This is a genomic window from Enterovirga aerilata, assembly GCF_013044135.1.
In the GTDB taxonomy this organism is placed as follows: Bacteria; Pseudomonadota; Alphaproteobacteria; order Rhizobiales; family Beijerinckiaceae; genus Enterovirga; species Enterovirga aerilata.
The window spans coordinates 373,394-395,330 of sequence record NZ_JABEPP010000004.1; the positions used below are offsets into that span (position 1 = coordinate 373,394).

The following is a 21,937-nucleotide window of genomic DNA, read 5'->3' on the forward strand; positions in this document are numbered from 1 at the left end:
AGGACGGTGACCACCATGGGAGCGGCCGTCCGGACGGGTCGCGCCATTCCAGATCGACGTCGTGATAAGGGCAGCGGGCGAAGCTCGGCAGGTCCCACCAGGCTCGGTGATACGCGTCCTCCGCCAGACAGGCTGGGCAGAAGCGCCTGCGCAGCAGCTGCCAATGTTTGCGGCGGACCTCCTGCCCCATGATCTCGACGCGGTCGGGGAAAACCACGGGCGTGGCATGCGCGAGCCGGTCCTTGCCATGGATCGGGAAGGATGTCGCGAAGGCGAGGCACTCCGCCGGCTGGAGGGAGATCCCGTTGAGGCCGTGCGAGGCGAGCATGACGCTGACGCTCGGGCGCCGGTTGAGTGCGCCGAGGCGGACGACAAAGCCGTGGGCCGGCTCGCCGTGGCGGGGCTTGTCCCATTGCGGCAGCGGCGGCTCGTTTCGGCCGCCGAGGTCCCGGAAGGTGCGGGTGCCGGGCTGGTGCCCGGCCAGCGCCGCGCTCATCGGGTCGCTCCGGACGTGGCCGTGCCCTGCTCAGGGGTACGGCGGCGCGGAGCGCCGGACAGGTCGTCGCGGAACGGGTTGAAGGTGGTCCCGACCGGCTTGACGAGGTCCCAGGCCCGAACGAGGTGCGCAGTCTCGATCTTGGGGGCGCTCTCGTTCAAGGCATAGCTCGCGGCCCTGAAAACGAAAGCCTTCAATCGGCCGATCAGCCCGTCGCTGACCCAGTGCAGCCTGGCACTGCACCATTGGCTACCCAGCCCGGACTTCTCCAGGAACGGGAGCCGCGCATCGATGTAATCGCAGAGCAGCCGGAAGCCGGCGCGGTCTTCCTTGTTCTCCCAGGTGTAGGGCAGGACGATGTGGTGGGGCAGGAGCCCCCTGCCTTCGAGCTGCGCGTCGGCCTCCATCAGCGCGTAGGTTTCCATCAGGCCGGCCGCGACGATGTTCATCGAACCGAGGTCGAGCATCTTGCGCAGGTAGCCCTGGCAGCCGCGCAGGGCGGCAGGCCGCTGCGGGCTGAGCGCTTCCTGGACCTCGTCGAGGAGCAGGAGTTCGGTCCCCTGCTCCTGGAACCCGATCAGGATGTTCCCGAAGAGGGCCTCCGTATTCATCTTCGTGGCACGACCGACATTCAGCGCGGCGGCAATGCGCTCCACGAAGCCTCGCTCGTTACAGGCGACCGGAAGGTCCACGTAGACGACGCGGCGCATCAGCCCGGTCTCGCCCTGCTCGACCGGGAATTCGCGGGCGTAACGCTTCAGGACGTAGGTCTTGCCCGCGCGCGATTCTCCGGCCAGCGCAAACAGCGAGCCGGTGTCGTGCACACCGCCCTCCACGGGCATGTGGAAGGCGCGCACCTGCTTCGTCGCCTCCTCGAACCGGTCGTGGCCGACGAACATCTGCTTGATGATCGTCTGCCTAGCGGCGGCTGGGAGCGCCGCGCGTTCGGCGCGCTCCTTGTGGCTCAGGGCGGAATTACTCATCGGCGGTACTCCATTGTCTGCTCGCCCTCAGGAGCGAGAGGTCGTCTTCTTCGGGATCGAGGTCGGCGTAGGGGCCTTGCGGGTCAGGTCCCTGCGCATCGGGTTCGGCCACTTCCGCGGGCACGGCGTCCACGCCGTGCGCCGCGGGCGGGGGCAGGGCCGGAAGCCGGTTCGCGGGAGGCTGCGGCGGCTCATCCTCCTCGCGCTCGCCGCCGCGTCGCACGCGCTGTGCGATGGCGAGCGGATCGAGGTGCGCGGCCGTGCCGGCGTCCGCCGGCTTGCCGGGCGTGACGGTGCTTGCGAGCCGGCCCACGCGCTGGGCGTGCAGGAACCGCGCGAGCCGGCGCTGCACCCGTTTGCGCCCAGGCTTCGACCGGGCCGCCACCGCGAGGTCAGCCAGGTGGGCCAGGCTGTCCATCAGCCCGTCGAAGTCGAGCGCCTTCTTGACGCTGAGCTTCGCGTGCGCGACCGCCAGGTCGTGGACGTGCCGGTGGCGGCCCTCGGCGTAGGCGCGATGCGCTTTCGTGGCCGGGACGACGATGATGGCGCCGGTCGGGTCGTAGGGGTTTTCGACGTAGATCCGGCCGAGGTTGTTCGGGTCGCGCACGCACTTGTACTGCGTGCCCTTGCCGCTCTGCCTCGCGCTTCTGTGCTCCGGATGCGTCAGCAGTCTGCTGAGCTCGGGAGACTCGTACTTGATGTAGTCCCAGACGATGCCGTCGTTCTGGATCGTGCGCATCTCCCATTCGCCGCAGAGCGCGATGAAGAGCTCCGCCGGAGGCAGCGGCCCGCTGGGTTGGTTCTTCGCTTTCTCGTTCCAGACCCTGAGTGGGATATCGCCCACGCCGCGCAGAAGCCCGAGCCCCCGCGAGATGCGCGCATTGTGGATCTCCACCAGGAAGAAGACGAGGAGCGCCTCGAAGTCGCTGAACCTGATCTTGGCGTGTTCGACCGGGTTCTCGTCGTAGTCCTTGAGCTTGACGGCATTCGACTTTGTCGAGCCCGGGAGGAGATGGATCAGGCCGGTGTTCTGGTAGCCGAAGAAGCGTTCGAGGGCGCCCTTGTACCAGGGCGTCTTCGGGCGGAACCGCGGCTTGTTGATCTTCAATTCACGACATGCGGCCTCGATATCCTTGCCGATGAAGTGCAGGCCGTTGTCGACCCAGAGGTTCTCGATCTTGCCGAAGCAAGGCCAAGGAGTGTTGACCGCCGGAAAGCGCGCCATGTCCTTCGGGTACATCGCGTGGCGCAGGCCGGCGACGAAGGACGCGTAGCTCGGTGCCTCGTAGCCAACGGCGTAGCCGATGTGCATTCCGGTCGCCCGGCACCTGAACAGGATCAGGTCAGCGCGGCCCAAGACGATGTCGCTCTCGTCGTCGACCAGCAGGATGTCGAGCGTGCAGTTGTCCACCTCGACGTCCTGGTAGGGACGGTCGGGCAGGGGCTGCGTCTCGTAGGTCCGGTTCTTGGCAGCGAAGGACGGGCTGATGCGATAATAGTCGCGGGTGTATTGATCGAGGGCGGCGCAGCGGCGCTGGAACGTGCGGAGGGAGGGCGTCGAGATTCGCGCCAGCTCTTCGCAGGACAGAAAGCGGCGGTACGAGCGCTTGACGGCCTTCACCGTCGAGACGACCTTCGCGTAGGCGAGCTCGGTCGAGACGTCGGGGTTCAGCCAGTAGGACAGCCCGCGCCCGAGCGCGATCTCCCCGATGCCACCGAATGGCGTGCGCCGGTTGCCCTTGAGCGCGTGCAGGCCGACAAGACAGGCCGTGCCGTGGATGGACCCGTACTGGGTCCACAGGTCGATCCAGTTCAGAACCGTCGTGAAGTCGGGCGGGGTCTCGCCGCGGGCGGCCGCCACCTCCTCGATGAGCGGCATCAGCTTCCGCCTGGAGCGCTTGAACCGGTAGGGCGTCCGGGGGCCGTCGCCCTCAACGTGGCCGCGCAGGCACGGCTCCACGTAGGCGAGCTTGCGGTCCGCCTCGGCGTTCTGCGCATCCGTCAGGGTGATCCGATTGGGAAACGGCGCGCGGAACGCCGCATACCGCCCCTTCCCGACGATGATGCTCGCCTCTCCAGTGGAGGCCATGAACGCCAGTTGCTGGTCGGTGACGAACAGCAAGTCCCTGTCCGACAGGCAGAGGAACTGGAGGCGGTCGTCCAGCCTGCGCTCGAACTCCCACGTCCTGCCGCCGATCCGGAAGACATCCTTCGCGTGCAGGTCGAAGCGGAGGGTCGCCGCAGGCTTGTCCACGACGGGGAGAGCGGGCACGAGCGCCGGAGCCGGGATGTGTGCCGGGACGTTGGGCGTCATCGCGCGTACCCCCTGATTTCCGTGTTCGGGGAGAGCGGCCGCCCGAGGTCGAGCGCGATCTCGCCCGCGAGCGCGAGGTTCATGAGAGCGGTGTAGGCGCGGCACTCGCCGGGCTGGCCGGGGAGGCGAGCCGCGGCCGCCACCGCGGCGATGGTCGTCGGCGACGGGAGCTTGGCGAGGAGGTCGCGCACACGCAGGACGGCCGCCTCGTCTCGGACGATGTAGCGGTGCCGTTCCATGATCTGGGCGTTGCCGAGCCGGGGTTGCGCCCGGATCTCGTCCTCGCTGACGACGGCGAAGGTCACGCCGTGATCGACGGCATAGGCCTCCGTGATGAAGGGCTCGCGCGCCGTCCATTGAGGGAGTGTGGTGAAGAAGCGCGCCTTCGCGTCCAGGACGACGATCTCGCCGGACCGGTAGCGGACGGTAACGTCCGGCACGTAGGTCCGGGGGACGGACCCGCCGCGCCCGTCGGGTGTGAAATACCGCAGCTCGTGCGATTCGACGGCGTAATGCGCGATGTCGGGATTGGCCCCGAGCAGCGTGCGGAGATCGCGCTCCAGGAGCGAGCGAAAGGGCGCCGGGCCGAGGGCCTTGTGGTCGGCCCCCGCGCCGTCGAGGGCGTGGCCGTAGTTGAAGCGCGGCGTCTTGCGCACCACCGGCGCTCCCGGGAACAAGCCGAGATCGTCGGGGTGCACGGACGAGATCTTCCGCGCGGCGCTCACGCGATGGCTCCCTTGCCCACGCGCGTGGTTCCGTCGAACGGCTTGCTGAGGTCGAGGCTCACCTCGCCCCGGAGCGCGAGGTTCATGAGGCAGCCGAGCACCCGGTCGAGCACGGGCCGGGTCGTCAGCTTCGCCCGGCGATGGACGGCCTTCACGGTGGTCGGCACCCCGTGCAGGGCGAGAACCGCGCGCACCTTCTTCAGGTCGGCTTCGGTGGCTTCCGGAGCGCGCTGCAGCATCAGTTCACGGTTCCGGCGCGGGTGACGAGCGAATGGCTTGTGCTCGCTCCAGCGCAGGAAGGTGACGCCGTGGCGCTTGTACGCCGCCCGGATCGCCTCGGCTTCGAGCGCACGCCGGGCGCCGTTTGCGCCGGGCTCCCAGGACGGTGCGAGGGCCAGGGTCGAGACCTCGCCGCTCGTGCGGACGAACACGAAATCGGGCACGAAGGAGCGCATGACGGTCCGCCCGCCTTCCACGAAGGGGTAGGTCAGGACGTGAGCGCGGGGCAGGATGCGCGTGACCTGCGGGTCGCAGGCGAGCATCTGGACCGCAGCCGCTTCCAGGCTCGTCGCCGTCACGTGGTAGCCGTTCGGCAACTTCTCCGAACGGACCACGTCGGGAACCTCGTCGCGGCGGGCGGCCGCGGGGCAACGGAACGCGCGGTTCGGGTCGAGGCCGAGATGGTCCGGGTAGATCGACGAAACCAGGTGGCCCGCCACATCCCGCTTCACGACATCGGTCCTGGGATCGAGCACGGGGATGTCCAGGCGAACAATGTCCTGTTCTTCCGACAGGGGCGCCGCGGGCAGGGGAATGTGGCGGGTCTGGGCGAAGTGAAGAGCGGACATGCGGAAATCCTCAGCGGCGGACAAAGCGCGCGGGAGCGGCTCGCCCCGCTCGGGAGCGGCACGATGAGCTTCGACCGAATTGTCCGGCAGGTTGCCGAAGTAGACGGAAGTCGGATCCGGACGGACGCCCGACAGAACGATCGTCGGGAGGCGGAAGGCGCGCTCCCGGGTGGCTTGGTGGGCGGGCATCCCAACCGGGACGATGTTGGACCTGGACATGGGACAAGACCTCTCTGTCCGGCGCGCAGGGGCGCTCCGGGCGTGGCAGTCGTGGTCTGGTGGGGCCGGCGCGTGACGCCGGACGCGGCTAGGCGGTGATCACCCGCAGGATGTCCGTCCAGGGCATCCTGCGGGTCGAGCTCAGGCGGCGAGCCAGGGTCCGCTCAGCTTGAGCTTGCGCGCCAACAAGGGCGCGGTCGGGTGGTAATCGCCCCACTCGTCGAAGTCGGGATCGAGAACCCGGAGGGTGTCGAGCCAATACGGCGCGTCGTCGTGATCGAGGTCGGTCAGCATTCCTTATCCTTTCCGGTCGGAATGCCTCGGTCGTCCGGCTGCCCGGCCCTCATGGGCTTGCGGTGCAGCGCCTCCAGCTGTAGATGGGAGACACCAGGGACGGCTTACGCCGCCTCTGGCCGGATCGACCGAGGCTTGAAGATCGCGTTCCCCGGGTAGGGTGCGAAATCGGTGTCGGAGAAACGGACAAGGCTTCGACGGGGGTGCAATTTCGTCGAGGTCCATGCGTCCATTCCCGCGACGGGATGGGCTCACACAGGGCGCGCGACCGAGTCGTGCGCCTTTTGTGTTTTCGGCGGCCCGCGCGCCGGGTTGGCACCCGAATGCATGCTTGTTCTCCGTTGGAGACCGACAGCGATCAGGCGGCCGCGCTTGCCGGAATGCCGTGCACGGGCGGAGGGGGCGGGTAGAAGTCGCCGCCCTCGTCGGGGGCGAACGGGCAGGACAGATGGTCCATCGGCGAGATGCCGAGGTTGAGCTGGCTGTAGTTTTCGGACATTGTTAACCTTCCTCGGGCTATGACCCCCGATCAGGTCCGTCTCTGTTCAGAAAATGCTTGCAGCGACGCGCTAGCAGGCGTATAGAACAGATTCCAGGGACGGCTTACGCCGCCTCTGGCCGGATCGACCGAGGCTTGAAGATCGCGTTCCCCGGGTAGGGTGCGAAATCGGTGTCGGAGAAACGGACAGGGCTTCGACGGGGGTGCAATTTCGTCGAGGTCCATGCGTCCATTCCCGCGACGGGGATGGGCTCACACAGGGCGCGCGACCAAGTCGTGCGCCTTTTGTGTTTTCGGCGGCGCGCGCGCCGGTTTCGAGTGCTTCATACCCTAGCTCCCTGAGCTTTCAGCGTTTGTCGGTGTCTGAGCCCTGAGTTGCGGCGGCGCTCCGGCGAGCGAGAACCAGCGCTTTCCGTTATGGATGGCTAGCCGGTTGGCCTTCACGCGGGCCTTGGCCTTTTCTGCCGCATCTTTCGTCAGCCCTCCGTCCGTTACGACCTTGTTCAGTTCACCTCCCGACAGACCGGCCGGCCCGGCCTCTTCCAGCGCAGCGAGCATGAGACGCGCCGCTAGGCTTCTCAGCGGTCGCGCCGGGGCTGCAGGCCCCTCGGGGATTGCTGCCGTCGCGACCGAAGGGGCTGAAGGTCGGTAGTCGTCCCGCAGGACCAACTCGATTTCCACCTTCAACCGGACGATGTCGTCGTCCAAGTGGCGCCTCTTTTCCTCTAGAAAGGCGACGCTCCGCTTCAGGTCCTCCAGTCTGCGAATGCGCCCCTCGGGGATCATGTCTCTCTCCGTCGTCCCATTTTGAATCATAAGGTATCGCCCAGGCGCTTGCAATCGAAAAGTATAGGGACGGACGTTTGGGACTACACCTGGGCTTGCTGTTCCCGCTTTATACTTAATGATCGCTTGCCTGAGGCGTGGCTCCGGCAGCCGGCTCTGGCGTCAGAGCGTCAGAGCGGCCCAGCCAGTGGTCGAGGAAGATGCCAAGGTGCGGTCTGGCGATCCGCTCCCGCTGCAGGTATTCGGTCATCGACGCCGCGGATGCGTCATGTCCGGATCGGTTAGTCCGACCGGACAGAAGGGCGTAGCGATTGTAAAGGTAGAAGGTCTGGATAGTGTCCGTTTCGCAGTAGGCGCGGATACGCGGGAGGTCGCCGTTGGCGTAAAGGTCTGCGACCATGGCGCCATTCTCACCGATCTTGCCGGGCAGCCCGATGGCCTTTGCGGCTTCGTCCAGGCGCATCTTGGCCGCTGCACCGTGGGCGGACAGCAGGTCCATGACGTCGGCGTGGTATTCGTCGCTATAGCGCTGGCCGTATCCGTCCCACCGCCCGCCGCGCCGGTGCCAGACCCCGGTCGAGATGCCGTGTACAAAGGCACGCGCCCGCAGCACCGGCAGGTCGAAACTTCGTCCGTTCCAGGTCGCTAGCCGATAGTTTCCGCGTTCGAGGAGGCGCCAGAAGCCGGCGAGGATGCGGGGCTCGTCCCAATCGACGTCGCCGCCGCTCGCGACGCGCTCGACGGCATAGGTTTCGGGACCGTCGGGCGCGGCACGCTCGATGCGCGCCTCGACGAAGGACACGCACACGATCCGGTTCCAGAGGGGCTTTGGCATTTGGCTGCCCCAGTCCTCCGGGACGAGAGCGGCCGCAGGCACGGTTTCGACATCGATGCAGAGGAGCTTGTCCGGTCGGCGGAGATCCACAGCCGCTCGCGGCGGCTGCCAGGTTCGGCCGGCGGTCTCTGGGATGGTTGCGAGATGCATGTCAGACCTCCAGGACGAGGGCGGGATCGAACGAGCGATTGTGTTCGGCGCGTCCGCGGGGATTGGCGACGACGCGTGTGTCGCCGAGGCGGTAGGCAACCGGGCGCGGCACGTGACCGTGCAGCCAAAGGGCCGGGGCTCCCCAGCGGGTCATCACGGCCTCCAGGTTCGAGGCGAGGAAGGCTGCCCGCCAGGGCTCCCAGGTTCGCGCGGCGATGTCCGGCGGCAGCGAGGACACGGATGGTGCGAAGTGAGTAACCACCACCGCGCGGTCTCCTCTTCGCACTCCGGGGACGAGGGTGCGCGGCGACGCGCCGTGCCCGCCGGCCTGAACCACGATGCTGGCGAGGCAGTCCTCGATAAAGGCGCGCGAGCGCGCATGCAGGCCGGAGACGTCGTGTGGCGCGAGCGGCCGTCCGCGTCCGAGAAGGATCTGGCGTTCCCCGGGCCAGGCGTTGCGGGCGTAGGCTCGGGCTTGGCTGGCCGTGCACGGGTATCCGAGCGCCCAGTCGGTCCACAGGCACGCTCCGATGACATGGACGCCGCGTCCGTCCCGGCCTGAGAGGCGGACGAGGTCGTCGCAGAGCAGGGCGATACCGAGATCGCGAGCGCGTTTGCGTCCCCCCGCGATGGCCTCGCGGAGCGGGGTGTCGCCGGCGAGTTCCGCGTCGCCAGGCACGAGAACGAGCGGGCGGCCGCGCCGGACATGGTCGAATGTCTTCGCCAGCCAAGTGAGGGAGGCGTCGAGACCGCGGCGAACGTCGCCGGCGACCAGGATGGCGTCGAAATCCGGGAGGGGGTCGGGGATTTGGAACTCGGGCTCGCCGGCGAGGTCGGACATGACCCACAGGCGCATGTCCGGGCGCGGCTCGGCCACGACGGGCCGAGGGGCCATGGCGAGACGCAGGGCCGTTCTCATTGCAGCACCTGCGTGCGCGAGTGCTCGCGCGCCCGCAGCACGGCTTCGACCGCCCGTCGCAGGCGGCGCACGGAGCCGCCGGCCCAGCGCCGGCGCAGGGCGTCGATCTCGAACGCGGCGAGCGGCGGGATGAAGCGAGGGTCCTCGCCATTCGCGCTCGCGATGTCGCGCAGCACGGCGGCGGCGAGCGCAGGGAGGTGCTCGCGCCGCGGCGCAGGCAGAGTGATGATTTTCAGCCGGTCGAGAAGCGGCCCGGGCAGGCTGTCGCGGCGATTGGCCGTGAGCACGATCATCACGTGCGACAGGTCAAGTTCTGCCTGCAGACAAGGGTCCTGAAAGCGCGCGCTGTTCTCTCGATCCGTGAAGAGCAGGAGACTATCCCAAAGTCGTCCGTATTCACTCCTGGTTGCGGCTTTGTCCGCCTCTTCTACGAGGCACATCGGGTTTGCTGTTCCGGACCTGGCGACGGCCATGAATGGCCGGCAGGGCTCGGCCGAATACCATCGGCGTTCCGTGCCGCCGAAGGAGCCGCCCGCGTCGTTGGTTCCGTCAACGCGGAGCAACGTGACGTTCAGGGCATCGGCAAGGATACGGACGAGCATGGATTTTCCCGCGCCGGGCTCGCCCTCGATCAGGATGGGGTTGTCCAGCCGCAGGTAGCGGCCGCGCGAGACCTGGCCGAGGATGGTCTGGATCGCGTCCTCGGCCTGCGGGAAGTGGGCGAGGAGTTTTGCGCGGACGCGGGCGAGGTCCGGGACGGGGACGAGCGGGAGCGCGCGGCCAATCGCGTTTTCATAGCCTTTGGCCCATTCCGTCCGGCCGCTGCGTCCGGTGCCGCCGCCCACGCCCGCGCAGACGAGCACGTGGCCCTCTGGCACGGGTATGGCGGTGGTTTTGCCGGTGTCCGCCGGCTTCTCGGACGGAAGCGCTTTCAGGTCTGGCAGGGGTGAGCGGCCTTCGCGCCGAGCCCGCTCGCGTTTTGCAACGAAGGCTTCGATGGGATGCGTGGCGCTCCGGCCGAGGCTGACGGCGATGTAGGCGTGCGACTTGTCGCTGAGGTAGTCCGGCGTGCCGCCGGCGCCCATGATGGACAGGCCGAGTGCCAATTGGCGGGATTCGAGCTTGAGGGTGTCGAAGGCTCCCCCCAGGGCTTCTCGCCAGGCGACGACGGCGGCGGCCCGCCGTTCCCGGTCGGCGGGGAACGTTTGCGCGAACAGCGTGTCGAGGTCGGTGACGAAGGCGGCATCCAGTTCGTCCTCGTCGTCGCCCGTTTGCGCTGCGGCGGAGACGAGCGCGAGTTGGTGCAGCGTAGCGCCGACTTCCGACAGGCGGTCGATGGCTCGCCAGGTTGCACGGGCGAGGCGGCGCGCGACGGCGCTGTCCTCCGCCGGGCTCCCGAGCATGAGAAAGGCGTCGGCGATGTCGCGCGCGGCTTGGCTCTCCGTGCTGACGGCCAGGGCATCGAGGATGGCGATCTCGCCGGAGGGGAGCTTGCAGCCGTGTTCGATCCACTGCGCGAGCGGCGGTTCCAGGGACGGGTCGAGCGCGCCGGCTTCGGCGGCGAGGTCGTGTGCGAGAACGGTCGCCCTGGTTCCTTCGCCAAGGCCGGCGCGCAGGACCCGCGGGAACTCACGCAAGACGATTTGGCGGGCGACGAGGTGGGGGACGCTGGCCATCGGCACTCCTGCGAAGGTGATCGGACGGGGCGGGCTTTCTCTGCTCAGCGAGGTCGCCTCGGACGTGCGGCGTCGACCATCGGGCAGCGCCGCGCCCAGGCCTGGGCCAGGGCATCCGCACGGATGTCGCCGTTGGCTCGGGCAAGCGCTTCGAGGCCGTGGGCGAGCACGAGGGCGGCGGCGGGGTTGCCGCCGCATGCGGCCGGTACGAGCGCGGTCATGGCGAGGTCGAAGGATGCGGTTTGCGGACCGGCGCGGTCGTGTAGGCGCTCGACGCCGATGCCGACTGCGGCGAAAGCTTCCCCTCGAACGGCTGCGGGCCAGCGCCGGTCCAGCAGTTGCAGCTGTCCTTCAGCGAGGGTGTCCCGGACCGACCGGAGTTCTTTTGCGCCGATGTCGTCCGGGTGGAGGGAGCGCCAGACGGCGAGCGCGTGAATGGCCTTGTTCTTTCGCATGGGTCCTCCGGGCGCAAAGCTTCGCCGTCCCGGTCAGGAACCGGGCGCTGGGTAATGCTGGTTGTGGGAGAAGGTGCTAGTGCGAGGTCGGCGCGGCGCCGGCGGGCTCGCCCAGGCGATACCACCGGGACATGGTGCGGACCCACCCGCCTGCCGGGTCGGCGGCGTAGAGGTCGCTGGTCCAGATGCGGCGCCCGAGCGGGAAATCGGGGTGGCCGGTCACCTCGCCGGTGACGATCCGGAGGGGTTTGGTATCCGGGCTCCAGTTGCGGAGCACGGGCGCGTCGGCGAGGTCGGCCGGCGTCGGTCGCTCGCCATCGGCGATACCGTCGAGCACGTCCGACAGGTCGCGCAGGCGCTCGGATAGGGAGCGGCTGTCACGCTGGATGGGATGCGCGTTCGGGCCGCCCAGGGCGGCTGCGATCTCGGCGGCGTTGGCCTGCGGGTTTTGAGTAGCGGCGTCGAGTGCGGCGAGGAGGATTGCGCCGGTTCGGAGCGTGTGCGGCATGGGTTTGCCGTCGAAGAGTGCTGCCTCCTCCTCTCGGCTCGGGGCCGGGATGGCGACCGGCAGGCTGCGCGGCGCAGCGCCGATTCCGAGGCGACGGTTGAAGGCGGCCGCCGCGTGCGCGCCGCCGCCGCGGCCGCACGCGAGCAGTCGGGCAGGTGCGGGTGGACGGGAGTTTGCCGATGCCCATCCGGCCTGGACGGCACGTTCGGCGGGCGTGTCCAGGCTGTTGGTGGAGAGCGCGACTCGGGCGGCGTGCTCGTCGAGCGGGGTGGGCCCGACCGGGACGAGTGCGGCATCGAGCCGGGCGCGCAGGGCCTCGTGACGGATGAGGGTGCCAGGCAAGTCGAGCACGACGAGCCGGCCTTGCTGGAGGGCGGCTGCGATCTCTTCGTCCGCGCGAAAGGCGATCTCGGGCTCCGCGTCGATCTCGCGTTCGACGACCCGGACGGCGTCCCCGCGTCCAGGCGCAGGGGGAAGGGTTGTGTCGCCTGGCCGGACGATTCTGACCAGGGTGGTCGGGGTATCGGTTTCGGCGTGGTTTGCGTGGGCGAGCAGGAGGGCGGCGTAGGCGGCGTCGCTACGGCCCGCGAGGCTGAAGAGAGCGATGATGGAGATGGGTGATCCTCCTTCGCACGGAATCCGGCCGCGCTCGGGCGAGCGGAGCTCGTCCAAGTGCAGCCAGATTTCGTTGTCAGCAGAAGAAGCGAATTATCCCACGAAAACCGGCGACAATGCAATTGTTGATCTTTGCCGTCAATCCGGAATGCGGAAGTATAGTTAACGGTTTGACTACTGAAAGAACCAGTTATCTTCGTCGTCGCCGAAGGTGTCGGGCGCGAGCCCAAGGACCGCGTCCAGGGCCTCGCCGAAATCGTCGAAGTCCGGATCGATGGCGTAGCTCGTCGGCGAGGCGTGCAGGAGCTCGTCCTCGATGTTGGCCTCCAGGATTGTCGGGGGCGCGATCCGGGAGCGGCGGTCAGGCCGGGCGCGAACGGGCACACGCCGGCGCCGGTCAGTCGGGAGAGCGGGAGCGAAGGTGGGCTGGGGCCGGAATGTGCCCCTGGTCTGCGGCTTGGGCTCGGTCATGGCGTCCTCGTTCTTCGAACGAGCGAATAGTGCCACACTGAAACCTCTAGTGGCTAGAGGTATCCTTGAGGTTGTTAGACGGGACCCTGGGCGGATACGGACAAGTTTAGCGATCCGCCTGGGCGCAGTGCGACTCGCCGCCCGTAGCAGTAGCGGTAGCGCTACTTTGCTACTGCTACGGTTTGGCAACTTCGGGCGGACGATAGTCACCGTGGTTGTTGAAGGGGTGGCTATGCCGACGCGGGAGCAGGTGGAGACGGCGGCGCGGGCGTTGCGGCGTGCGGGGGACCGGGTTTCCGTTCGCAATGTTCGGCGGCTGCTGCCGAAGGGGGGATCGTACAGCAGCATCGGTCCGCTTCTGGCGACGTGGAAGCTGGATGCGGACTATCGCCCGGGGAAACTTCCGCCGGCGGCTCCCGCGGGGTTGGGCCGGGCCGTGGACGCGTTTGTGGCGCAGGTTTGGGCGGCGGCGACGGCGGAAGCTGAGAAGGTGGTGTTGCGGGAGCGGAGGCGGCTTGACGAGCGGGAGCGTATTTTCGAGCGCGAGGCGGTTGCGGCTTGGGCGGAGGTCGACCGGCTGAACGAGGAGGTTTCCAGGCTGGAGGGTGAGGTGCGCCGGCTGCGCTTGCAGGTTCCGAGGGCGCCGTCGTCGGCTTCTTCTCCGGCGGAGAAGGTGTGCCAGGAGACGCCGGAGGAGGCGGCTCAGTTTGAGCGCATGCGCGGCTTCATTGGTTCGTTGCCGGGGAATTGGCTCGCGCGGGCGGATGGCTCCGGGAACAGGAGGGCGCCGCCGCCGAGCGATGCCGAAATGGAGGCTTTGCTGCAACCGCTAGAGGCGCGGTGGGCGGCCGAGCGGGATGCGGACGCGGCGCGCTCGCGGGAGGAGCGGTTCTGGGACGGGGTGATGGAGGAGGCAGCTGCGGTGCTGCGGGCGTCGAGTGAGGGGGTGCTCGGGACGGCGGAGATCTTGGCGGGTTTGGGGCCGGATGTCGTGGCGGCGGCCGAGGTGTTTGGCGGGCTCGACGAGGATGTTCTTTGCCGGAAGCTGCGGTTGGCGGTGGGCGACGACAAGTTGTTTCGTCTGCTGCGCAACGACCGTTACGGGCTTTCCGGAGACGACGGATCGCCGGGACGTCGGGGCGGGCGAGGTTCGGGGCCGGCGCAAGGATCGGGCCGGACGGGTTCGTCTCGGCGCTAGAGCGGCGCGGAAGGGTGGAGCGAGGCTGGCCCTTCAGCGCCGGGTGATGTTGCCGGGTTCGGGCTCGTCGCTCCACTGGAAGCCGGGATAGACGAAGGCGGACCTGATCGACTCGCAATCGGCGGGCGAGACCCCTGCGGCCCGGCAGGTGCCGTACCAGCGCGTTTCGACGATGTCGCGCAGGTGATTGATGAGGTCCGATGCCTCTTCCTGCGCCATTGCGAAGCGGCCGCACTCCGACAGGAGATTGTCGCGGGTGGCAAGGCGTCCCTGTGCTCCGACCTCCATGGCAAGGGTTCGGCCATCCTGGGCGACCATGGGGGTAGGCACGAGATCGTATGCGGGGGCGAGCCGCCAGCCCCGTCCATCGCCGAGGACGGCGTGGTTGCGGGGATGATCGTCGACGTTTGAGATCAGGGCGTTGAAGATCACCCGCCGGAACAGTTCGCGCCGGGAGCTTTCCTCGTTGAGGTCGCGACGTCTGATTTCGTCCGCAAAGAGCGGGTAGGACCACCGGGTGCGGTCGGCAGAGGTTTCGCTGGCGTCGAGGAAGGTGACCCCGCTGATCATGCGGTGGCGCAGATAACCGTTATCGGCGCGCTCGCGGTCGAACCGCTTGACGAACAGGACGGGTCTGTTGCCGACCTCGACGACTTTGGACTGCGAGGCGGAGATCCCGCATTCGCGCGCGAGCTCCAGCATTGCGTGCTCGACGCGGGGGTTGTCCCAGGCATCGTCGGGCCGGCTGAACTTGGCCAGCCACAAGCCTTCGTCGTCTTCGACGACGGTTTTTGGTCGAGCGCCGCCCATGGAGGTGCCTAGGAGGTGCAGCTTCTGCACCTGACGATTGAGCGGCGTGTCCTTGATGGGGTCGCCGCGGAGAAGCGCGTCGGCTGCGTCGAGGAGCTCGGGCAGGCGCAGCGTCCGGTTGAAGTCTCGCAGGGGTGCGGGCGGGACCGGGTTCAATCCGAATCCCAGGGCTCCGGCGCGGTCGTCGGGCGAGTTCAGGAGGTAGCCCATTTCGTCGAGCTCCCCGCCGAATTCGCGTTCGATGACCAGACGGCCCCAGCGGTCGGGAGCGGCATCCCGGAGCGACGGGAAGATGGCGCTCGCTCCGGCGATCTCCTTCACGACGTCGTCTAGGACCGCGAGCCGTTGCGTGTCGATGGGCACCTTGTTCGGGCGGGCGAGATAGCTCCTGCCATAGATGAAGCGTCCGAGCGTGCTGCCGGAGCGCGCCGTCATGCGTTCGAACCGTCCGGCGACGACCGGTTCGACCGTGTCGGGCAGGGTGATGTAGACGAAGCAACCGCTAGAAGTCATTGCTCATGCCGCCGAGTGTCGGACGGGCACGCGAGCGGGCCTTGCTGGCTTCGAGGGCCAGCCCTTCGGCGTCGCGTTCGGGTGCGGCGAGTTCGGCAACGTCGTTCGCGAGGCCGTACACCCAACATGCTGTGACGTAGGTTCCCGCGGTGACGGTCGGATCGCCGCGTTCCGCTTGCGCCAGAGTGGTGCGGTGCACGCCGATGCGCTTTGCAACGTCATCGAGGGTGAGATTGCGGCGAAGGCGAGCCGTCCGCAGGTTCTTGCCGAGAGACTTGAGAGCGCGGTCGGCTTCGTAGGGGAGAGGTGTCCCCCGCTTCCGGTCCATGACCGTCATGTCAACTCTGCCCGACTTAGATGGCGATAAGGGCGCTTATAACCGACACAGAACCCAACACGCAAGCTTTCTTCTGCCGGCGTCGCCTTTAGCCGACAAAAAATCAGATAATGTCGGCGTTACAAAGCTGCTGCAGTTGGCAGGGCCTCCATCAACGGTCCAGCACTCAGGCATGTGGGTTTGCGCCGACCAGACACCTATCCAGGTCTCGAAGATGGAACGCGGCTATCGCGCGAGTCACCCGGTGCGACACCCCGCGACCTCGCGGAAGGTCTCAGCGCGTCTCGGCGACGACCGCGAGGGCGGCTGCATCGGCATCGTCGATCCAGGGACGGTTGGCGTCCGGTCTCGCGAGCAGATCAGCGAGCATCCTGAGGCCCCATCGGTATTCGCCGGTTCCCATCCAGACGTGGTTCCGGCTGAGCACGAGCAAGGTGTACGACCAGTCCATGGAAGGCTCGTCGCCGTCGAACGTGAGCGGCATGCTGAACTTGGCATCATAGGGCCAGTAGACGTTGTCTCCGCTGTACCGAACGATCAATCCGCAGGTCGGCCCGCCCTGGGCCAGGCGGACCTCCCAGCCTTTGCAATGGCGCCGGGCGAGGTTTTCTTTCGCCTCGAAGCTGAGACGAGATTCCGTCCAGAGGGGCTGATCTTGCAGGGCCCCCTGCCCGTCGAAGCGCCGTGTTTCGAAGTCGTACGTTCGCGGCTGTGTCAGCCCTTGCGCGTCGAGCGGGTGCATGGCTGTCGTCGCGGTCTGCCGCCGCCATGGACGTCTGGGCATGGTGCGCACTCTGCCGTGCGACCGGTTCTCAGGATCCTAACTCCGTAGCGGTCACCGCGGAGACCTCGCGGGGCGGACACGAACGATTGTCGCGATCCCGGCGTGTGCCGTCCTGGCCGCTGGCTAAGGCAAGCTCCTCTTCAGGCGGTCATGCAGTGCGGCGGCGCTTAACGCCCGCCCTGTTCATGGGCCAGAGAGCGAGCTCGCCACGCAGTGCCTCCTGGGGGGGCTTCAATCAAACCTGAAGCCGAAGAGCCCGCCATCCTCGGCATCTGTGAGCCGAACAGGGAGAACCGCGTCGGCGATCCCGGGGTCCGCGAGAAGGCCGCTCCTTGCCGCTTCGTCACTGTTCATCGTGATGAGATACTGCCCCTTGATCCGGCCGGCGACGGAGGAACCGAACTTGACGGCAGCTCTGACCTGTCGGGCATCCACTCCGTCGAACAAGTGGCTGTCGTGGAGGACGAAGCGCGGACCGCCCTCGAAGCGCTCGGCCGCCCGCTGCACCAGCATCATGTCGAAGCAGAAGACCTTCATCATGTCGATGCCGCCAAGGTTTCCGCCGCTGAGACGGCGGACGTGGCCGTGGGCGTCTTGAAGGCCATGGACCCGAGCCGTCACGCAAAGTGGCTGGTTGCCATGCGCCACCACGCCAGACCGGAAGGTGCGGCTCCCGGAACATTCCGGGGGTAGACGTTCGTAGTCGGCTCCCAAACGGACGCGTCCCGTCGCATAGGCGAGTTTCCGCCCCCGCTCATCTGCTGGGCGAGCGGGGGGTGACCGCCTCTCGCGGCGGTGGGCCACAAGCGACGTGCGGGAGGCGCGCCTGCCGCCGGAGGCAACGCGAGTGAAGCTTTCAACCCGGGGGCGCCCGCAAAGCCTTGTACAGGTTCTCTACCGCGTCGCTGAAGTCCGCCCCTCGGTTTGTCTCGCAGTACACCCGCAAGAACTCGGCCTGCTTCCGAAGCGGGAACGAGGCCGGCGACAGGTCGAGGTTCTCGTCCTTTCCTTCCGGTGCACGGATCAGGAGGCCGCTGAGGTATCCCTGCGCCCAGGCCATGTACTCGCGCCCGGCACGTGGGTCGGCCGAGGCCTGCTGGAGGAAGGTGGTGCACGGCACCGCGCCGATGCCGACGATCTTGACGGCTTGCGATGATGCCGGGGCCGGCGCGAAGAGCGCAGCCGCGATCAGAAGAGCGGAGCGGGTCATCGGTTCAGATCCTCGTGCTCAGGAGCCGCAGCGCGTTCGCGGTGACCAGGACGGTCGCGCCCGTGTCGGCGAGGATCGCCGGCCACAAGCCTGTCACGCCGAGGATGGTCGTCACCAGGAACACGGCCTTCAGGCCGAGCGACAGGCCGATGTTCGTCCTGATGTTGGCCATGGTGCGGCGGGACAGGTCGACCATGCGCGCGACATCCGCGACACGGCCGTGCAGCACCGCCGCGTCGGCGGTCTCTAAGGCGACATCAGTTCCGCCCCCCATGGCGATGCCGACGTCGGCCGCGGCGAGCGCCGGGGCGTCGTTGATGCCGTCCCCGACCTTGGCGACCTTCTCGCCACTGGCCTGAAGCTCGCGGACGATGCGCTGCTTGTCCTCTGGCAGGAGGTCGGCACGCGGCTCGATGCCGAGGCTCGACGCAATTGCCGCGGCGGTGCGGGCGTTGTCCCCGGTGACCATGACGGCGCGGATGCCGAGTTCGCGCAGACGCTCCAGCCCGGCCCTCGCGTCCGGACGAGGCTCGTCCCTCATGGCAATCAGGCCAGCAACCTCCCTGTCGACGAGGAGCACGGAAACGGTCTTGCCGTCGCCTCGAAGGTCTTCGATCCGCGCGCTCTGCTCTGCCTTCAAGCTGGACCGCTCAGACGCGGCACCGACGGAACCGAGGAACACGGACGCACCGCCAACCTTCGCGGTCACGCCCTTGCCGCCAAGCGCGGAGGCTTCGCTCGCCGGCGGAACGGGGGCGCCAGCCTCGGTGGCCTTGTCGAGGATCGCCTTCGCGAGCGGATGCGAGGAGCCCGTCTCCAGGGCCGCCGCCAACGACAACACCTCTCGGTCAGTTCGGCCGAACGGGACCACGTCCGTCACCTTCGGCCGGCCCTCGGTCAGGGTGCCTGTCTTGTCCAGCGCGGCGACCGTGATCCGGCCGAGGCTTTCCAGGACCCCCCCTCCCTTCATGAGCAGTCCGCGCCGGGCTCCTGCCGATAGCCCTGCGGCGATGGCTGCCGGCGTGGAAATGACCAGCGCACAGGGGCAGCCGATGAGCAGGATCGCGAGGCCCTTGTAGACCCACTCGCCCCAGGGCGCTCCGACAAGAAGGGGAGGGAGCAGGGCGACAAGCGCTGCCACGGCCACGACGCCGGGCGTGTAGTAGCGCGAGAAGCGGTCGATGAAGCGCTCGGTCGGAGCCTTCGCCTCCTGCGCCTCCTCGACCAGCCGCACCACGCGCGCAATCGTGTTGTCCCGGGCGGCTGCGGTCACCCTTACACGGAGCGCGCCGTCTCCGTTGATGGTGCCAGCGAAGACCGAGTCATCGACGCCCTTGCGCTTCGGCACGCTTTCGCCCGTGACGGGAGCCTCGTCGACGCCGCTCTCGCCCTCGACGACGGTGCCATCCGCGGGAATGCGGTCTCCCGGGCGGACGAGCACGGTCTGGCCCACGGACAGCCTCTCGGCCGGGATCTCCTCTGTTCGGCCCTCGCACTCGACGAGTGCCGTCTTCGGCACCAGCTTCGTCAGACCCTGGATCGATGCGCGGGCTCGCCCGGCGGCAACGCCTTCCAGGAGCTCGCCCACGAGGAACAGAAACACGACGGCCGCAGCTTCCTCGGTGGCCCCGATGATGACCGCACCGAGTGCGGCGATTGTCATGAGCATCTCGATGGAGAACGGAATGCCCAGCCGGACAGCCGCGAAGGCACGCCGGGCCACGGGCACGAGGCCGATGGCGAGCGCGGCCAGGAACGCCCAGCGGTCGGCAGCCGGGAAGGCGCGACCAACGAGGTAGGCGATCACGAGCGCAAGCCCGCATGAGGCGGTAAGATGCACCTTGGGGACGCGCCACCACGGTCCGGCGAAATCGTCGTGGTCGTGGCCGTGTAGGCCGGCCGCTTCGGCATCGTCTGATTGAGGTTCGGCAGGGTAGCCGGCAGCGCGGCTGGCCTTGGCAATCTCGCCAGGAGTTACAGCGGGATCGTGCCCCACGACCATGGTGCCTGCCGTGGCGGACACCCCGACATCCCTCACCCCGCGAACCCGCCTGACAGCGTTCTCCACCTTCGCCGCGCAGGACGCGCAATCCATCCCGGTCACCCGGAAGCGGGTCCGAGTGTCTCCGCCAAGTGCCGCGTCAGCCATGGTCGTCTCCTTCGACCAGCGCTTCTACGACCTCTAGTCGCTATAGAGGCAAGGGCGATCTCACCCGCTGCCGGGAGGACGTGGCGCAACCCTTGGCGCGGCTTTAGCCTGTGCCCCGCCGATTCTCTCGGGACCGCGGCAGCGAGGTTACCTGATGTTGGACTTCGGGCTTTTGGAAGTGGCGGTTTTCGGCGTCGCATTCCTGGCGTGCTTCGGCGCGAGGGCGCAGGAGGACGACCAGCGCCCGGCCAAAGGCATCCAGGACAACTCTTTCCTGCTGGAGGAGGCCTACAACCAGGAGCCTGGGGTCGTGCAGCACATCACGGCCGCCCAGAAGCAAGGGCGGGACTGGTTCCTGTCGTTTACACAGGAGATCCCGCTCGGAAGCCAGGACCACCAGTTCTCCTACACTCTGCCGTACTCGTTCCTGCGCTCGAACGGACGTCGCCCGAGCGGGTTCGGAGACGTGCAGGTCAACTACAGGCCGCAGGTCCTTTACGAGACCGACACCCAGCCCGCCTTCGCACCGCGCTTTAGTCTGATCCTGCCGACGGGCAACCAGTTCAAGGGCCTGGGGGAAGGCTCCCACGGCTTCGACACGAACCTTGCCTTCAGCAAGGTTGTGAGCGACCGGGTCACGCTGCACGCGAACGTGGGGTGGACGACCTTGCTCGACGTGAATGGCCGGCGCCCGACCAGCCCGTCCATAGGCGCGAGCGTCGTCTACGCTGTGACCCGCGACTTCAACGTTCTGTTCGAGGCGTTGGCCGAGAGCCAGGCGCAGGTCGACGAGCAGAGCAGGACGACGCGAGAGGGCACCCTGACGTTATCCCCGGGCTTTCGGTACGCCCTGAACTTCCCCCAGCTGAACGACCTGCAAGTCGTGGTGGGGGCCGCTGCCCCGATCACGCTGTCCAAGCAGAAGCCCGACTACGGCGCGTTTCTCTATCTTTCGTTCGAGCACAAGATGCTGAAGTCGCGTGAGCCGGATCGAACGCGGCTCGTGCGATAGTCGGTCGCAGAAGATGGTGACCTTGGTTCAGGCTGGCTCTTTGGGACCTCGCTCACCGCAGTGGCCCGTTGTACGACGACGCCCCTGACGAGCAGATCCGCGTCAGCTTCGGGCCTGCGCGATGAGGTCCTCTGCCTGGTTCCCTGACCCGGCGGCAGTCTCCTTCCGCTCGCTGTACCGGTCGACGAGGTACTCGGCATGGCCGCGGGTCAGCAGCGTGAAGCGGTAGAGTTCCTCCATCACGTCGACGACGCGGTCGTAATACGCTGACGGCTTCATTCGTCCGGCCTGGTCGAACTCCTGAAAGGCCTTTGGGACCGATGATTGGTTCGGAATGGTGATCATCCGCATCCAGCGTCCCAGTATCCGGAGCGCGTTCACTGCGTTGAACGACTGCGAACCACCCGACACCTGCATGACGGCGAGGGTCCGGCCTTGCGTCGGGCGTACCCCACCCGTTTCCAGCGGTACCCAGTCGATCTGCGACTTGAACACGCCGGAGATGGTGCCGTGCCGCTCCGGGCTGCACCAGACCTGACCTTCCGACCACAACGAGAGGTCCCTAAGCTCCTGCACCTTCGGATGCGTCGCCGGGCCATCGTCCGGGAGCGGCAGGCCGCGAGGATCGAAGATCCTGACCTCGCCGCCCATGCGCTTAAGCAGACGCCCGGCTTCCTCGACCAGGAGCCGACTGTAGGAGCGCTCCCGCAGCGAACCGTAGAGCAGCAGGAAGCGCGGCGGGTGCACCGGCCTGTCGCCGGCGAGATCCTCGACACGCGGAACCGTGAAGACGTCTTCCCGCAGGTTGGAGATGCCGTCCGATAGTTTTTGGGCCTTGTCCACGCCGGTCCTTGTGGCTACAACGTTTCAACGACAGTTGAGATATTGAGGAAATGGACGAACGGCAAGCCCTGACGGCATTCGCGGCCCTCTCGCAGGAGTCCCGCCTTCGGGTCGTGCGCCTGCTCGTCCAGGCCGGACCGGACGGAATGGCCGCCGGCATGCTTGCCGAGCGGCTCGGCGTTTCATCATCAAACCTGTCTTTCCACCTCAAGGACCTGGAGCATTCGGGGCTCGTTCAGTCCCGACGCGCGTCGCGCTCCATCATCTACAGCGCGAACCTCCCGGCCC

At 67.6% G+C, this 21,937-nt stretch carries 23 protein-coding genes and 1 pseudogene; 3 read left to right on the forward strand and 21 right to left on the reverse strand.

Annotation, left to right across the window (positions count from 1 at the left end; all coding sequences use genetic code 11):
* Positions 1-61: 61 nt before the first annotated feature.
* The 14 genes and pseudogenes from HJG44_RS24445 to HJG44_RS15815 all read right to left on the reverse strand — a co-directional run.
* Positions 62-496: pseudogene (locus HJG44_RS24445) on the reverse strand (TniQ family protein); the annotation flags it as partial.
* Positions 493-1,479: an ATP-binding protein gene (locus HJG44_RS15755; protein WP_171219291.1), complete on the reverse strand. Its 987-nt coding sequence runs from the start codon at positions 1,477-1,479 to the stop codon at positions 493-495. The pseudogene HJG44_RS24445 and the gene HJG44_RS15755, both read right to left, overlap by 4 nt.
* Positions 1,472-3,793: a hypothetical protein gene (locus HJG44_RS15760; protein WP_171219292.1), complete on the reverse strand. Its 2,322-nt coding sequence runs from the start codon at positions 3,791-3,793 to the stop codon at positions 1,472-1,474. Before HJG44_RS15760 ends, HJG44_RS15755 begins: the two co-directional genes overlap by 8 nt.
* The gene (locus HJG44_RS15765; protein ID WP_171219293.1) at positions 3,790-4,518 is read right to left on the reverse strand and encodes a hypothetical protein; all 729 of its coding nucleotides are present in this window, start codon (positions 4,516-4,518) and stop codon (positions 3,790-3,792) included. The genes HJG44_RS15760 and HJG44_RS15765 overlap by 4 nt, the downstream gene beginning before the upstream one ends.
* On the reverse strand, positions 4,515-5,366 hold the full coding sequence (locus tag HJG44_RS15770; RefSeq protein WP_210261144.1) for a hypothetical protein: 852 nt from the start codon (positions 5,364-5,366) through the stop codon (positions 4,515-4,517). Before HJG44_RS15770 ends, HJG44_RS15765 begins: the two co-directional genes overlap by 4 nt.
* A gap of 360 nt (positions 5,367-5,726) precedes the next feature.
* Positions 5,727-5,879, reverse strand: coding sequence for a hypothetical protein (locus HJG44_RS15775; protein ID WP_171219295.1), 153 nt, complete (start codon positions 5,877-5,879; stop codon positions 5,727-5,729).
* Between the two features lie 358 nt (positions 5,880-6,237).
* Positions 6,238-6,378, reverse strand: coding sequence for a hypothetical protein (locus tag HJG44_RS15780; protein ID WP_171219296.1), 141 nt, complete (start codon positions 6,376-6,378; stop codon positions 6,238-6,240).
* A 330-nt stretch (positions 6,379-6,708) separates the two neighbouring features.
* Positions 6,709-7,164, reverse strand: coding sequence for a hypothetical protein (locus HJG44_RS15785; RefSeq protein WP_171219297.1), 456 nt, complete (start codon positions 7,162-7,164; stop codon positions 6,709-6,711).
* A 115-nt stretch (positions 7,165-7,279) separates the two neighbouring features.
* Entirely contained in the window at positions 7,280-8,149 is an 870-nt protein-coding gene (locus HJG44_RS15790; protein ID WP_346767181.1) for a ribonuclease H-like domain-containing protein, read from the reverse strand.
* Position 8,150: 1 nt separating this feature from the next.
* Complete coding sequence (locus tag HJG44_RS15795) at positions 8,151-9,068, reverse strand: metallophosphoesterase family protein (protein WP_171219299.1); 918 nt, start codon at positions 9,066-9,068, stop codon at positions 8,151-8,153.
* Positions 9,065-10,744, reverse strand: a complete 1,680-nt coding sequence (locus HJG44_RS23775; RefSeq protein ID WP_246736280.1) for an AAA family ATPase — start codon at positions 10,742-10,744, stop codon at positions 9,065-9,067. The genes HJG44_RS15795 and HJG44_RS23775 overlap by 4 nt, the downstream gene beginning before the upstream one ends.
* A 44-nt stretch (positions 10,745-10,788) precedes the next feature.
* A complete protein-coding gene (locus HJG44_RS15805) occupies positions 10,789-11,199 on the reverse strand; it encodes a hypothetical protein (RefSeq protein ID WP_171219300.1) in 411 nt (136 codons plus the stop codon).
* Between the two features lie 76 nt (positions 11,200-11,275).
* Positions 11,276-12,379: a DUF6634 family protein gene (locus HJG44_RS15810; protein ID WP_171219301.1), complete on the reverse strand. Its 1,104-nt coding sequence runs from the start codon at positions 12,377-12,379 to the stop codon at positions 11,276-11,278.
* A gap of 117 nt (positions 12,380-12,496) precedes the next feature.
* On the reverse strand, positions 12,497-12,793 hold the full coding sequence (locus HJG44_RS15815; protein WP_171219302.1) for a hypothetical protein: 297 nt from the start codon (positions 12,791-12,793) through the stop codon (positions 12,497-12,499).
* 211 nt (positions 12,794-13,004) lie between these two features.
* Here HJG44_RS15815 and HJG44_RS15820 point away from each other — a divergent pair, with 211 nt between their 5' ends.
* Positions 13,005-13,991: a DNA-binding protein gene (locus HJG44_RS15820; protein ID WP_210261145.1), complete on the forward strand. Its 987-nt coding sequence runs from the start codon at positions 13,005-13,007 to the stop codon at positions 13,989-13,991.
* Positions 13,992-14,024: 33 nt separating this feature from the next.
* Here HJG44_RS15820 and HJG44_RS15825 read toward each other — a convergent pair whose 3' ends face one another.
* From HJG44_RS15825 to HJG44_RS15850, 6 genes are all read right to left on the reverse strand, one after another.
* Positions 14,025-15,314 (reverse strand): type II toxin-antitoxin system HipA family toxin, encoded by a 1,290-nt coding sequence (locus HJG44_RS15825; RefSeq protein WP_171219304.1) that lies wholly within the window; start codon positions 15,312-15,314, stop codon positions 14,025-14,027.
* Positions 15,304-15,651 carry a helix-turn-helix domain-containing protein gene (locus tag HJG44_RS15830; RefSeq protein WP_171219305.1) on the reverse strand — a complete coding sequence of 116 codons (348 nt, stop codon included), beginning with the start codon at positions 15,649-15,651 and terminating at the stop codon, positions 15,304-15,306. The genes HJG44_RS15825 and HJG44_RS15830 overlap by 11 nt, the downstream gene beginning before the upstream one ends.
* A 274-nt stretch (positions 15,652-15,925) precedes the next feature.
* Entirely contained in the window at positions 15,926-16,393 is a 468-nt protein-coding gene (locus tag HJG44_RS15835) for a hypothetical protein (protein WP_171219306.1), read from the reverse strand.
* A gap of 273 nt (positions 16,394-16,666) precedes the next feature.
* The gene (locus HJG44_RS15840; protein WP_171219307.1) at positions 16,667-16,975 is read right to left on the reverse strand and encodes a DUF2326 domain-containing protein; all 309 of its coding nucleotides are present in this window, start codon (positions 16,973-16,975) and stop codon (positions 16,667-16,669) included.
* Between the two features lie 316 nt (positions 16,976-17,291).
* Positions 17,292-17,645: a hypothetical protein gene (locus HJG44_RS15845; RefSeq protein ID WP_246736281.1), complete on the reverse strand. Its 354-nt coding sequence runs from the start codon at positions 17,643-17,645 to the stop codon at positions 17,292-17,294.
* 4 nt (positions 17,646-17,649) lie between these two features.
* Positions 17,650-19,794, reverse strand: a complete 2,145-nt coding sequence (locus tag HJG44_RS15850; protein ID WP_171219308.1) for a heavy metal translocating P-type ATPase — start codon at positions 19,792-19,794, stop codon at positions 17,650-17,652.
* Positions 19,795-19,948: 154 nt separating this feature from the next.
* On the opposite strand from HJG44_RS15850, the gene HJG44_RS15855 reads away from it, so the two are divergent.
* Entirely contained in the window at positions 19,949-20,806 is an 858-nt protein-coding gene (locus HJG44_RS15855) for a transporter (protein ID WP_171219309.1), read from the forward strand.
* A gap of 102 nt (positions 20,807-20,908) precedes the next feature.
* On the opposite strand, the gene arsH is transcribed toward HJG44_RS15855, so the two are convergent.
* Positions 20,909-21,649, reverse strand: a complete 741-nt coding sequence (gene arsH / locus HJG44_RS15860) for an arsenical resistance protein ArsH (protein ID WP_171219310.1) — start codon at positions 21,647-21,649, stop codon at positions 20,909-20,911.
* Positions 21,650-21,699: 50 nt separating this feature from the next.
* Between arsH and HJG44_RS15865 the strand changes: the two genes are divergently transcribed.
* Positions 21,700-21,937 (forward strand): ArsR/SmtB family transcription factor (locus HJG44_RS15865; protein ID WP_171219311.1); only part of this gene is annotated, 238 nt, incomplete at its 3' end.

Bases quoted from the DNA above. Each gene is read 5' to 3' on its own strand.
- HJG44_RS15755 (WP_171219291.1), bottom strand. From the start codon at position 1,479: ATGAGTAATTCCGCCCTGAGCCACAAGGAGCGCGCCGAACGCGCGGCG.
- HJG44_RS15760 (WP_171219292.1), bottom strand. From the start codon at position 3,793: ATGACGCCCAACGTCCCGGCACACATCCCGGCTCCGGCGCTCGTGCCC.
- HJG44_RS15770 (WP_210261144.1), bottom strand. From the start codon at position 5,366: ATGTCCGCTCTTCACTTCGCCCAGACCCGCCACATTCCCCTGCCCGCG.
- HJG44_RS15775 (WP_171219295.1), bottom strand. From the start codon at position 5,879: ATGCTGACCGACCTCGATCACGACGACGCGCCGTATTGGCTCGACACC.
- HJG44_RS15780 (WP_171219296.1), bottom strand. From the start codon at position 6,378: ATGTCCGAAAACTACAGCCAGCTCAACCTCGGCATCTCGCCGATGGAC.
- HJG44_RS15785 (WP_171219297.1), bottom strand. From the start codon at position 7,164: ATGATCCCCGAGGGGCGCATTCGCAGACTGGAGGACCTGAAGCGGAGC.
- HJG44_RS15790 (WP_346767181.1), bottom strand. From the start codon at position 8,149: ATGCATCTCGCAACCATCCCAGAGACCGCCGGCCGAACCTGGCAGCCG.
- HJG44_RS15795 (WP_171219299.1), bottom strand. From the start codon at position 9,068: ATGAGAACGGCCCTGCGTCTCGCCATGGCCCCTCGGCCCGTCGTGGCC.
- HJG44_RS23775 (WP_246736280.1), bottom strand. From the start codon at position 10,744: ATGGCCAGCGTCCCCCACCTCGTCGCCCGCCAAATCGTCTTGCGTGAG.
- HJG44_RS15805 (WP_171219300.1), bottom strand. From the start codon at position 11,199: ATGCGAAAGAACAAGGCCATTCACGCGCTCGCCGTCTGGCGCTCCCTC.
- HJG44_RS15815 (WP_171219302.1), bottom strand. From the start codon at position 12,793: ATGACCGAGCCCAAGCCGCAGACCAGGGGCACATTCCGGCCCCAGCCC.
- HJG44_RS15825 (WP_171219304.1), bottom strand. From the start codon at position 15,314: ATGACTTCTAGCGGTTGCTTCGTCTACATCACCCTGCCCGACACGGTC.
- HJG44_RS15830 (WP_171219305.1), bottom strand. From the start codon at position 15,651: ATGACGGTCATGGACCGGAAGCGGGGGACACCTCTCCCCTACGAAGCC.
- HJG44_RS15835 (WP_171219306.1), bottom strand. From the start codon at position 16,393: ATGCACCCGCTCGACGCGCAAGGGCTGACACAGCCGCGAACGTACGAC.
- HJG44_RS15840 (WP_171219307.1), bottom strand. From the start codon at position 16,975: ATGATGAAGGTCTTCTGCTTCGACATGATGCTGGTGCAGCGGGCGGCC.
- HJG44_RS15845 (WP_246736281.1), bottom strand. From the start codon at position 17,645: ATGACCCGCTCCGCTCTTCTGATCGCGGCTGCGCTCTTCGCGCCGGCC.
- HJG44_RS15850 (WP_171219308.1), bottom strand. From the start codon at position 19,794: ATGGCTGACGCGGCACTTGGCGGAGACACTCGGACCCGCTTCCGGGTG.
- HJG44_RS15855 (WP_171219309.1), top strand. From the start codon at position 19,949: ATGTTGGACTTCGGGCTTTTGGAAGTGGCGGTTTTCGGCGTCGCATTC.